At 49.1% G+C, this 10,925-nt stretch carries 12 protein-coding genes; 5 read left to right on the forward strand and 7 right to left on the reverse strand.

What is annotated here, in order from left to right; genetic code table 11:
* From BRW63_RS26110 to BRW63_RS26130, 5 genes are all read left to right on the forward strand, one after another.
* Nucleotides 1–363 (forward strand): transposase family protein (locus BRW63_RS26110; protein WP_223257526.1); only part of this gene is annotated, 363 nt, incomplete at its 5' end.
* 91 nt (nucleotides 364–454) lie between these two features.
* The gene (locus BRW63_RS26115; protein ID WP_223257528.1) at nucleotides 455–1,024 is read left to right on the forward strand and encodes a restriction endonuclease subunit S; all 570 of its coding nucleotides are present in this window, start codon (nucleotides 455–457) and stop codon (nucleotides 1,022–1,024) included.
* Nucleotides 1,025–1,039: 15 nt separating this feature from the next.
* The gene (locus BRW63_RS26120; RefSeq protein WP_073075250.1) at nucleotides 1,040–1,306 is read left to right on the forward strand and encodes a type II toxin-antitoxin system Phd/YefM family antitoxin; all 267 of its coding nucleotides are present in this window, start codon (nucleotides 1,040–1,042) and stop codon (nucleotides 1,304–1,306) included.
* Nucleotides 1,242–1,733 (forward strand): type II toxin-antitoxin system VapC family toxin, encoded by a 492-nt coding sequence (locus BRW63_RS26125; RefSeq protein ID WP_223257527.1) that lies wholly within the window; start codon nucleotides 1,242–1,244, stop codon nucleotides 1,731–1,733. Before BRW63_RS26120 ends, BRW63_RS26125 begins: the two co-directional genes overlap by 65 nt.
* A 61-nt stretch (nucleotides 1,734–1,794) precedes the next feature.
* Nucleotides 1,795–2,613 (forward strand): N-6 DNA methylase, encoded by an 819-nt coding sequence (locus tag BRW63_RS26130; RefSeq protein WP_073075252.1) that lies wholly within the window; start codon nucleotides 1,795–1,797, stop codon nucleotides 2,611–2,613.
* Between the two features lie 55 nt (nucleotides 2,614–2,668).
* On the opposite strand, the gene BRW63_RS26135 is transcribed toward BRW63_RS26130, so the two are convergent.
* The 7 genes from BRW63_RS26135 to BRW63_RS26165 form a co-directional block, all read right to left on the reverse strand.
* The gene (locus tag BRW63_RS26135) at nucleotides 2,669–3,151 is read right to left on the reverse strand and encodes a DUF1016 domain-containing protein (protein WP_073075253.1); all 483 of its coding nucleotides are present in this window, start codon (nucleotides 3,149–3,151) and stop codon (nucleotides 2,669–2,671) included.
* A gap of 90 nt (nucleotides 3,152–3,241) precedes the next feature.
* Nucleotides 3,242–5,044, reverse strand: coding sequence for a reverse transcriptase/maturase family protein (locus BRW63_RS26140; RefSeq protein WP_073075254.1), 1,803 nt, complete (start codon nucleotides 5,042–5,044; stop codon nucleotides 3,242–3,244).
* 486 nt (nucleotides 5,045–5,530) lie between these two features.
* The gene (locus BRW63_RS26145; RefSeq protein WP_073075255.1) at nucleotides 5,531–6,157 is read right to left on the reverse strand and encodes a DUF1016 N-terminal domain-containing protein; all 627 of its coding nucleotides are present in this window, start codon (nucleotides 6,155–6,157) and stop codon (nucleotides 5,531–5,533) included.
* Nucleotides 6,158–6,299: 142 nt separating this feature from the next.
* On the reverse strand, nucleotides 6,300–7,208 hold the full coding sequence (locus BRW63_RS26150; RefSeq protein WP_073075256.1) for a ParB/RepB/Spo0J family partition protein: 909 nt from the start codon (nucleotides 7,206–7,208) through the stop codon (nucleotides 6,300–6,302).
* Nucleotides 7,205–7,960: a ParA family protein gene (locus BRW63_RS26155; RefSeq protein ID WP_073075257.1), complete on the reverse strand. Its 756-nt coding sequence runs from the start codon at nucleotides 7,958–7,960 to the stop codon at nucleotides 7,205–7,207. The genes BRW63_RS26150 and BRW63_RS26155 overlap by 4 nt, the downstream gene beginning before the upstream one ends.
* Before the next feature lie 195 nt (nucleotides 7,961–8,155).
* The gene (locus BRW63_RS26160; RefSeq protein ID WP_073075258.1) at nucleotides 8,156–8,401 is read right to left on the reverse strand and encodes a type II toxin-antitoxin system ParD family antitoxin; all 246 of its coding nucleotides are present in this window, start codon (nucleotides 8,399–8,401) and stop codon (nucleotides 8,156–8,158) included.
* 165 nt (nucleotides 8,402–8,566) lie between these two features.
* Entirely contained in the window at nucleotides 8,567–10,867 is a 2,301-nt protein-coding gene (locus BRW63_RS26165; protein WP_143162127.1) for a plasmid replication protein, CyRepA1 family, read from the reverse strand.
* Nucleotides 10,868–10,925: the final 58 nt, after the last annotated feature.

A 10,925-nucleotide genomic window follows, 5' to 3' on the forward strand; every position in this document is an offset into this window, starting at 1 on the left:
GTTCTAAGTACCGCTCAAGACGGCAGGCACCACGACAGGCGATTGCTGGACGAAGCAGAAATCGTTGGGGCACTTCCGACTGAGATTGCGATTGAAGTAGACCTGGGGTTTCAAGGATTGCAAAAGGAGTATGACAATATCCAGATTGGGTATAAGAAGCCCAGAGGAGGCAGCTTAACTCAGGATCAAAAGGACTTTAACCGGGAGTTGAGTCGGAGCCGAGTCGTCTGTGAGAATGCCTTTGCGGGAGTCAAGCGCTACGGGGCAGTGAGTGCGATTTACAGGAATCGTGTGGCTAATTTCGACGACCATCTGATGCTCACAGCGACTGGGTTATGGAACTTCTACCTCATGGCTGCTTAACGGGAGGCAAAGAGGAGCAAACCCTGTCCACAAAAGCATTTTATTTCACAACAAGTCTATTGGAAATGGGGTTTTTATTCCTAGAAACAAGATATTTGTCTCAGAAGAGAAGGCAGAAGAGCTTGACTCCTTTGGGGTTACAGGTGGTGATATTATCATTTCTCGTTCTGGAACAGTAGGCGAAATTTGTTGCGTTCCAGAGGGGAGAGGTTTATCTCTTATTTCAACTAATCTCATGAGATTATCGCTTGATCAAAGGGTTGTTAACTCAAGATTCTTTGTTTATTTGTTTCAAGGCGGTGGAACTGTTAAAGAACAAGTCAAAGAATTATGTAAAGGATCAACTAGAGACTTTCTAAATCAGAACATTCTAAAGTCAATCAAGTTTCCGCTTCCTTCTTTTGAAGAGCAAGAAGAAATCGTTCAAGAAATTGAATCGCGTCTCTCCATCTGCGATCAACTCGAATCTACCATCATTGAAAACCTGCAAAAAGCTGAAGCATTGCGGCAGAGCATCCTAAAGCAAGCCTTTGAAGGCAAACTCGTTCCGCAAGACCCCAATGATGAGCCAGCCGAGAAGCTGCTAGAGCGAATTAAAGCAGAACGGCAAGAAAAGCGATCGCCCCAAACTTCAAAACAGTTGAAAATAAAAGGCATATAGCCGAAGGAGAACAGCATGAGTTGGAAAATCGAAGAGGCACGGCAGCACTTTAACGATCTAATCCAGGCAGTTGAGAAAGAGCCACAAATGATCTATCGCCAAAATCAATTAGTCGCAGTCGTGGTTGAGGCTGAAGCGTTCCAAAAATTTATGCAATGGCAGCAGCAGCAAAGTCAGCGCCCCCTAGCTCAAGCCTTTGCCGAACTTCGCCAGCTTTGTGCAGAAGAAAACTACACCCTGGAAATACCTAACCGCAGCGATCGCCCAAACCCCTTTGCTTGAGCCATCCATGACCATACTCTGTGATACCAACATTCTGAGTGAGCTGGCTCGTTCTCGTCCTCACCCTAACGTGCTTGCCTGGAGTGAACCAATCATCGAAATTTCCCTCAGCGTCGTCACGCTAGAAGAAATCGCCTATGGGCTAGCAGCCAAGCCCAACACCCGCATTCAAAGTTGGTTCGAGCAATTTCTCCAAATCAACTGCCACATTTTGCCCATTACGGAGGAGATCGCTCATCGGGCTGGCATTTTGCGCGGCACATTACAAACCCAAGGCAAACCTCGAACTCAGGCAGATATGCTCATTGCAGCAACCGCTCAAATTCATCAACTCGTTTTAGTGAGACGCAATATCCGCGACTTTGAAGATTGTGGCATTTCCTTGGTTAATCCTTTCGAGGATCGTAATTCTGATCGGCGAGGGTAGAGGAAGCTGGTTAGACAAAAGGCTGCTGTTTGATATGAGTTCTCTGATTTAGGAAATAGTGATGAGTACACAAGCGATCGTTTCTAAAGTTTGGAGCTTCTGCAACACCTTCCGCGATGACGGCGTAGGCTATAGCGACTACCTAGAGCAGTTGACCTACCTGCTGTTCCTCAAAATGGCAGACGAATATAGCCGCCCGCCCTACAAACGCCCCACCGGAATTCCGATGGAATACGACTGGAGCAGTCTCACCACCAAACGCGGCGCAGACCTCGAACTCCATTACCTCAAAATCCTCCAGGAACTCGCTAGAGAAAAAGGCATCCTGGGGCAAATCTTCACCGTAGTCTTGCCCGATAACGTTCTGTTTGAAGGCGGAGCCGGAGAGAAAGTCCGTAAGAAGCTTTTGGAAAAAACAGATTTACATACGATCCTGCGGTTGCCCACTGGGGTTTTCTACAAACAGGGCGTAAAAGCCAACGTCCTCTTCTTCGACAACAAGCCCGCCGCCAAAGATTCCTGGACAAAGGAAGTCTGGTACTACGATTTCCGTACCAATGTCCACTTCACCTTGAAGAAAAATCCGATGCAGAAGGCAAACTTGCAGGATTTCATCAATTGCTACAGCCCGCAGAATCGCGCTCAACGTCAGCCTACCTGGTCAGAAACTAACCCAGAAGGTCGTTGGCGCAAATTCACTTACGACGAACTAATCAGCAGAGATAAGACTAGCCTGGACATCTTCTGGCTGAAAGACAACAGCTTGACTGATCTAGATAACCTGCCTGATCCAGACGTGTTAGCGACCGAGATCATTGAGAACCTAGCGGCTGGATTAGAAAATTTCAAGGCGATCGCTGCAACCTTAAACCAAAGTTAAGGGCATTGAGCTAAATCGTTTAACGGAAGGGCAAAGCGGCACTAGCTGTGTCGGTTTATCCTTCCGTTTCATTGGCTATGGGTATCTCTAACACCTGCTGTAACTGCTCGACTGTCGGTAATTCCGATTGAATCTCTAGTGGTAGGTCGCCTAATTGATAGGTGCTGACTCCGATCGCTCGATTCAAGTTTGCCAAAGCGTAATCTGCAATTAATCGGTCCTTCGATTTACACAAAATGATGCCGACCGAGGGGCGATCGTCTGAGTGCTTCACTTGGGCATCCAGTGCTGACAAGTAAAAATTCATTTTGCCCGCATCTTCCGGTTTGAACTCTCCAATCTTTAGGTCGATTACCACCAGACAACGCAGTCGGTAGTGATAAAACAAGAGGTCGAGGAAAAAATCTTGATCGCTGACCCGCAGCGGATACTCGCTGCCCATGAAGGCAAAGCCATTGCCCAGCTCTACCAAAAAATCTCGCAGCTTTTCCAGCAGTGCATTTTGCAGATCGCGCTCTTTTGCGCCCTGTTTCAGCATCAAGAAGTAGGGTAGGACGCTGACGAGGTGGCGTTTGCGGCTCCTTTTCCATCGTCCCCCCTCCGAACCGGACGTGCGGCTTTCACCGCATCACGGCTCTCCAGTCGCTCGTTCCGTCTGACCTCGTAGCGGTCTACCCGCATGAAGGTCGTCATGGCATTTTCGACACAACACTAAGGTCTTTCGTTGTCGCGATGCCATTAGATACATCCAATCGGGTTTCGATTTGCGTCCTGCCGAGTTTAGATCGGCAAGCTTGCGAATATGATGGACTTCGATGTTTTGCACCGAGCCACATACCTCGCAGGTATCTGCTAGCAGTCGTTGTAACAGTTCAGTTCGACCGAGTGAGTGCCGAGCCAAAGCTTGGTCTTGGATCGTTGCCGTCGAATTGACCTTGAGCGGAATTCCACCAAAACGAGCAATCAAGGGCGGCTTGTCTGCTCGTGGAACGGTAATTTCCAAACACGTTCTCCATCCCTCAGCAGTTTTGATTTTGGCACGATATTTGTGTGCCATCTTCGCCACCGATGATTTGTGCTTGTGTGCCAATGTCTTCAGTAAGGAGGTTCGCATCACCCAATGAAGCTGATTGAGCCAAGCAACGTTATCTGCCAATTGATAGTACTGGACATAGCCTCGGTACTCCGATTGATATTGGCTGATAATGCTGTAGTCCGTGTTGTGCGTTCGTTCCATTCGATGGATAGGCTTTCCTCGTTTCATATAGAACCGACAGCGGTCTTGTAGGAAAGATACAGGCATTCTGAGCGCGATCCCGCCGTTGAGCGAGCGGCGGTTAGTCGTGATCTTAGAATCACACTGCGTAATCGAAATGTCGTATCCGAGGAAGCGGGCGGGTTCGCTGTGGGCATGAGTGATCAAAGTCTTGGCATCGGACAATTCCAACTTGAGTTCCTCGCGTAGGAAAGTCCTGAGTCGTTCCTTGATCGCTTCTGCCTCTTGCTTTGATCCGGCAAAGCCGAGGAGAAAATCGTCGGCATATCTCACGTAGCGCAACCGTCGATAATTGGGATCGTTCGGGTCGTTGGCTGGAATGCTTCGACGAAGCTGTTCCAGGTTGTGAGCGGCTTCGACTTGTCCCTGTCGTCTCAGGTAGTAGGCGCGATTGGAGAGTTTGTCATAAACCGGATTGTGCGCTCGTCGTTGCCCTTTTGTGTACGCTGGAATCAGCGTTTGTTCGACAAACTGATCCAGTTTGTTCAGGTAGAGATTGGAAAGGATGGGGTTCAGAATTGACCCTTGCGGTGTCCCGCTGAGAGTAGGAGTGTGCCGTCCATTTTCCATATATCCCGTCCGCAACAGATTTCGGATCAGTCGCAGAAAACGGTTGTCTGGGATATCCGCTTGCAGAATCTTCAACAGAATTTCTGAATCAATGCTGTCGAAGCAGCTTTGGATGTCCCCTTCGATGAACCATTTGGTTCCATGCCACATTCGTTTGATGGTCGTCAAGGCTGTGTGGCAACCCCGTCCTGGGCGGAAGCCGTGGGAGGAGTCGGAGAATTGAGGTTCATAGTAGGCTTCTAGGAGGGAACGAATCACCTCCTGGAGCAACTTGTCAGACCAGGATGGAAGTCCTAATGGACGAGTTTTACCATTCTTTTTCGGAATGTAGACTCGTCGAACCGGAGTCCAACGATATCGCTCATATCGAATCGCTTCGATGATGGCGTTAATCTTGCCCAGTGACATGCCATCCACCGTTTCCGCTGTGACTCCCTTTGTCAGTGCGCCTTTGTTGCGATAGATTCGCCCATAAGCGCGGAGGTAGAGTTGGGGATTGTACAGTTGTCGATAAAGGTCTCTTAACGGTGAACGATAGTGACCTCGCTCACGGATGATGTCTAAAACAGTTTCGGCTTCACGCATCTCGCGCACCTCTCTGTGTTGTTCATCGAGTCACCTGCCTCCCTTCGCCATGTAAACGGTTTTCCCGTTCGCCGACTACTATGGAGGCTCCGTTGCCAGAGTGAAAGATTCACTCTTAGTTGAAGGAACTCACCCCTCAACCTGTTAGGACTCGCGTCCCGTAGGCAATCCCGCGCTTTTCTGGAATGACACGTCCGAGTGAAGGTTAGGTACTCCGTTCGTTCCCTTAGTTCAGGTCATCCCTGAACACTCTGATTCCTGGGAGTTCCAAATGTCTTCGACTTGAACATCTGGATGAACCAGCGTCGGTATCAAATGCCGTTCCGACGAGACTACCCTTGGTCTAGTTGGGACTAGAGTTCAAGCAAGGCAGCTTTTACCTTGCTTCACAAGCTTTGCGGTGCAGTGGTTTGGGCATTTTATCTCCGCTCACCGCTTTACCAATATGCTGCTTTCCCCTTTGCTTTTCAGCGCCAGGTAGATTGGTCAGCTTAGACACCACCTCCCAAGTGTTCTCTTGGCTGTGCCAAGGATGTCATTCCAAATGTCACGGCGCACGTCTAAGATGTATGGATCTTTCAGTGCCTGCTCTACTAGCTCAGACTGCGGACTTGGTAGAGTCTGCCCAAAATTATGGCTTTTGGTCTGTCTAACCTGACGGATGTAGAGTTTGCTCTCAATCTGGTGGATCAGAACATTTCTGCTCCAGCCTTGCTCCAGCGTTTGTTGCAGATACCATTCTCGTTCTGCCGGGTCTTTCACCTTCTCTAGCAGCACTGTATTGTGCCCCCAAGGAATCTTTGCCACAAGCTGTGGCACATTCTCGCCTTGCTCACGATAGGAGAGATAGAGCGATCGCATCCGATAAAGGTTGCGCCGGGAGAAGCCCTCTAAATCGGGCATTTCCCGCTTTAGGTCACGCTCCAACTGAGTGATCACAGCATCGCCCCAACCCGCCGTTTCTTGCCGATTGACAATCTGTTGCCCAATTTCCCAGTACAAACCAATCAGCTCCCGGCTGACAGCTAAAATTGCTCTCGTTTGCCGTGCCTGAATCTTGGCTTTCAGATCTCGTAGAAATTCTGGGTAATCACTGGGTAGTAACGCACTCATGTTTTAAAGCTCATCTCTCCATCAGAGAGAATCATACACTGAGGTAACGGCTCTACATTCCTCTGGAAACACAATTAGCAAAGACAGCAAAACTTACAGATTTTAGTTGGGAGATGAGGACTACTAAAGGTTCATCATCCCTCTAAGTTTCAACCAGAGATTCTAAATCCTGCAATAGCTTCTCTAAGCGTTTTTGCTTTTTAGGATCAGTCAGTCCCTTTAATTGACGGGAAATTAAGACCAGTCGATCGCTCATCGTCGGCAGCTCTGGTTTCGAGACGACTGTTAATTCTTTAATTTGTTGCTTAATCTGAGTCAGAGATAGAGACTGCTCGATCGCAGTCTGCAATAGATGCTGCCGCTGATGCTCATCTTTCACTCTGGAGATCGCTCTTGCTTTAGTATATTCCAGCTTGCCCTGCCGAATCGAATCCAGAATCTCTGAGGGTAGATTGAGTAAAGGCAGCCTGGACGTTCGGAAGCTTTCGGGGGTCAGGTTGATCGTCGATTCTAGAATATTGGCGATTGCTTCTACCTGTCGGGAAACGTTTCCCGATGGATCAATTCCCTTCTTTTGAGCCGTCGCCATCTGAGTCAAGGCTTCTGAGATCTCCTCTCGGCTACAGCCCACCGTCAGCGTCAGTAGTTCTAGAACGCCTTCAGTTTCTTCAATAGGGTTGAGATCTTCGCGCTGCAAATTCTCAACCAGGGCAAGCTGGACAGCTTCTTGATCCGATAGCTCTCGGACGGTGATGGGAACAGTTTCTAAACCGCCTGCTTTAGCCGCTCTATATCGTCGCTCTCCCGCAACGAGTTCATATTCTCCTTGCTGAAGTGGACGCACTAATAGCGGTTCTAATACGCCATGCTGCTTGATAGAGTCCGTTAGCTGCTGTAACTTTTCCGGATCAAAGTAGCGTCGGGGCTGATGAGAAGGAAGACGGATTTTAGAGATTGAGACCGTGTTTATTGAAGCTGCTGCTTCAACAGGCGCACTTAGAAAAGCACTGACCCCCCGCATTTGAGGCACTACTGATCGATTCTTATTCATAGCAATGTCTCCACACCGTCAGCTATAGATTCCAGGATCTTCACGGCACTGTGATTCGGACTATATAGTGCCAAGGGTAAATGCTCCATTGAAGCGTCCGCAAAAGCAGTCGCACGAGGGATAGGGGGATAGATAGTCGTGATCGCCGCTAACTGTTCTTGAATCGCACTCAAAATCGATTTGTCTTGGGCATTAGCTGAGGCATAAATCGTTGGGACAATACCCGCAATTTTTAGATCGGGGTTAACCTGATCCTGCACCTGCTTCACGCTATCTAGCAGCAACTCGGTGCCTTTGTAGCTCTTGTATTGCGTTTGAATTGGAATCAGAACGTGGGTAGAGGCAACCAAGCTCAGGACGCTCAAGACACCCAGGCTAGGTGGCGCATCAATCAAAACAAAGTCATACTTCGCTTGAATAGGTTCTAGGATTCTTTTCAATCGCCATTCTCGCGCCATCGCAGAAACAAGACGCATCTCGACAGCGCTGAGGGTAATGTTGGAAGGCAGCAAATCCATCTGATGAACATTCTGGTGCATCGCTAAAGGCGCGTTATCCAAAATAGAATCCGCGATCGTTTGTTCTAAATCTGCTGGCTCTAACCCCATGAAAACAGTCAAACTTGCTTGGGGGTCCATATCAATCAGCAACACAGATCGACCATGCAGCGCTAGATGATATCCCAAGTTCATCGTCAGGGAAGTTTTCATCACGCCGCCGGACTGATTGTAAATCGTGATGACTCGAACCAATGCTCTCAGCCCAGTAACAACAATCCAAAGTGTATGAGATTAACGAGCACTCTGCTCAATCAATTTCGCTAATCCACCCGTTCCACAATAAGTTTTCTAGTCTTGAATGATGTTCAGGCTGACAAAGTTCGTTTTTCCTGCCTTTGGTTGCTCATGACTAGTCAATTTTCGTTTTTATCATCGAGATTGACAAGCTTAGTCAATCTCTTCCAACAGTTCTTGAGTTACTTCTTCCCCATCGAAGACTTCTCCCCGATCGCTCTGCTCAATGCCAATCGCAATTTCTTTGCGGAGAGTATCGATTCTGATCTCCCTCAGTCGATCTCGATCATCTAACAGGCGCAGAGCTTCTCGGACGACTTCACTAGCAGAAAGACAACTTCCAGTCTTGACCTTTGCTTGGACAAACTGTTCCAGTTCGGGCGTGAGGGAAACGTTCATCGTTAAAGCCTGTGAGTTAATAGGTTAAGAGGACTGCTTTAATTTTGCTGCAATAACAAATAATGTCAGAGCTTGTTATTCAGATCTCCAGCGTGAAATCGTTGAACGATAGCAGATATCCCAGCAAAGTTTTAAGAGTGGGGATTTTAGCCCCAGCCGTTAAGCTCAAGCCGGTGGGGTGACTAACTCCAACTCACCGAGATTAGTTATCCATTCCATGCTTGGGCTAGTTCCGCTAAAGATTCTAGCAGTAGCTGTACCGAGCGATCTTACGACCCACTCCCCAGATCTATTGAACCAGCGAACGAGCGCACCAGTCGTGAGTCCCAAACAGCTCATCATTTGCCGCCGCAACTCATCCGACATCAAAGACAACAGGTGAGATCGCTGCAACGAATTCCACGTCTTCCAAAGCGCTTGAACCAACGCCTGTTGTTGAAGCTCCACTGCCTGTGCCAAAATCTCCAGCCCATCCGCTAGATCATTTTGAGGTAAATCTTGTGACTCACGCTTGGTAGTCACAACCTCCCCTTTATTTAAATACTTATCAGAAGTGACCCCTGTGACTACCGAAGTCGAATGTGCTTCGACTGTCTTCTGGTCTTGCGATTCACGCTTAGAGCGACGGTAGGCTAGCACCTCTTGAGCAGTCGTCCACTGCTCAGGGGCGAGATGATAGACACGCACCTGGTCGCCGCGAGATCCCTCACGGCGATCGCACACCAGCCGCAGCCCGATTTGCTCTAATAGCTGCTGCAAGATTTGAATCGGAGTGGCATTGCGACGGATGGTGACTCCTAAGAAATCTTTGATGATCAGGGCATTACGCTGTGCCTGCTTTTGCAACTCCAGCAAGTCTGAGTCAGCATTACGAAACTCTCGATCGGGCTTGAGAAACTGGTGTAGTCCTAGCTCCCGGCGCAGCGACCAAGAAACAGAGTCATTGCGCCAATCCAGGGAATGAAAAATCTCCCGTTCCATTGTGTCTTTCTCGGCAACTAACGCTGGGGGAAAGTAGATACGTTTGCCGTTTAGGGTTCTGACCTCAGAAGGGTTTTCTAGGAGCGCTTCCAGCAGCGTGAACTGGCGGATCGTGCGTCCGCCTCTGTCCAGTTCAATCAGTTCTGCGTCTACCGTCTTGCCCCAGGAAGTTTCAATTCGATGACGCTCTAGATGATAGTGGTCCTGCAACGTTGGACGCTCTTTAGCTTCTAGTTGACGTGCTTCGGTTGCGGAGATCGGTGCAGCGTTGCAGATGCCCTGGCTATGAACCTGCCGATTGGTATCGCGGGCAGCTTTCAACTCGCTTTTCGTTTCCCAATCAGTCTCCTCACTCAGCGTTGTTAAATGGTGTCCTTGTGCCTCAATCAAAAAGCGGACATCCCCCCGTAAATTATTGAGTGACTCGTTCCGCCGCGCTTGAATAGCTGCCCAAGCATCCCAAGCGAATTCATCTGCCACCGTCTTTTCCCCGCTGCCTTGGACAATCTTAAGCAAGAAGCCGCACAGGTCATTTTCCTGAAGTTTGTTGCGTTTGATTCGCTCCGCACTAATGGGGCGGTAACCCCCAATCGGATTAGAACCAACCCAGACATGCCAGTCCACTTTGAGACGGTAGCGGTTGAGTGCCTGAATGCAGTCCGTTCCAGCTAGCGACCCCCCGACAAAGACCCCAAATACTTTGTCGAAGTGAGGGGTGTCGATGCTCACACCAGTGTTGACTGAGGGCGAGTAGATCAGGCAGTCGATGCCGTCAAGCTTGCCAGGAGCATTGATGTTCTCAATCAGCGATCGCATCCCCGACTCGTTCGAGTTCTCTGAGTTGATGCAGATAATCCGTTTTTCTGGGAATAAGGTCTGGAGGGCTTCATAGAGATCTTTGGAAAACTCCAAGCCGTCACAAGCGACAATCACGCGATCGCCCAAAAATAGCGAGGCTTTAATTTGGCGCACGATGCCAGAGCGATCGCTGCCTTCATGCCAGAAAACGCGTCGATCGCCATTCTGGTAGCGGTTGCGAATCACAAACGGCGACTCGGTGGGATCGGGTCGCATCGCCAGAATGAATTTCAGCGAGACATCGGATAGGTGCGCGTCGCTCAGGACAACGCACCGAGCAGAGTAGGTAAAGTATTTGAGGGATTGCAGAATGGCATGACGATGTTCTTTGCAGGTGCTCGAACATAGCAAGTGAGCGATAAACTGCTCACACTCGTCTAAGAAAATATAGTCGTAAGTATTGCCCTCGGTTTTGAGTTTATGCAAAGAGTCAGCGGTGAGCGACAGCCACTGCTCATGCCACATATTCCAGCCATGATCGGAGTAGATGGCGGTTCCCAGACGAGTAGATAGGTTACGGAGTAAAGCAATTCGGTGTCCTAAGTTGAGAATGCGAGCGTGGGGATGAGCGGGAGCATCCCACCTTTGCGATGAGTATTCATACTCAGTGCCAACCTCGCCATTCAATTGGACAATCTAATAGAAGTCGTTCTGAGAACCCGCGAAATGACCCCTGAACAAGGGG

It is taken from the genome of Phormidesmis priestleyi ULC007 (genome assembly GCF_001895925.1).
In the GTDB taxonomy this organism is placed as follows: domain Bacteria; phylum Cyanobacteriota; class Cyanobacteriia; order Leptolyngbyales; family Leptolyngbyaceae; genus Phormidesmis_A; species Phormidesmis_A priestleyi_A.

Coding starts and splice junctions, on each gene's coding strand:
- BRW63_RS26135 (WP_073075253.1), bottom strand. CDS start 3,151: ATGCTGAAACAGGGCGCAAAAGAGCGCGATCTGCAAAATGCACTGCTG.
- BRW63_RS26140 (WP_073075254.1), bottom strand. CDS start 5,044: ATGCGTGAAGCCGAAACTGTTTTAGACATCATCCGTGAGCGAGGTCAC.
- BRW63_RS26130 (WP_073075252.1), top strand. CDS start 1,795: ATGAGTACACAAGCGATCGTTTCTAAAGTTTGGAGCTTCTGCAACACC.
- BRW63_RS26150 (WP_073075256.1), bottom strand. CDS start 7,208: ATGAATAAGAATCGATCAGTAGTGCCTCAAATGCGGGGGGTCAGTGCT.
- BRW63_RS26120 (WP_073075250.1), top strand. CDS start 1,040: ATGAGTTGGAAAATCGAAGAGGCACGGCAGCACTTTAACGATCTAATC.
- BRW63_RS26145 (WP_073075255.1), bottom strand. CDS start 6,157: ATGAGTGCGTTACTACCCAGTGATTACCCAGAATTTCTACGAGATCTG.
- BRW63_RS26160 (WP_073075258.1), bottom strand. CDS start 8,401: ATGAACGTTTCCCTCACGCCCGAACTGGAACAGTTTGTCCAAGCAAAG.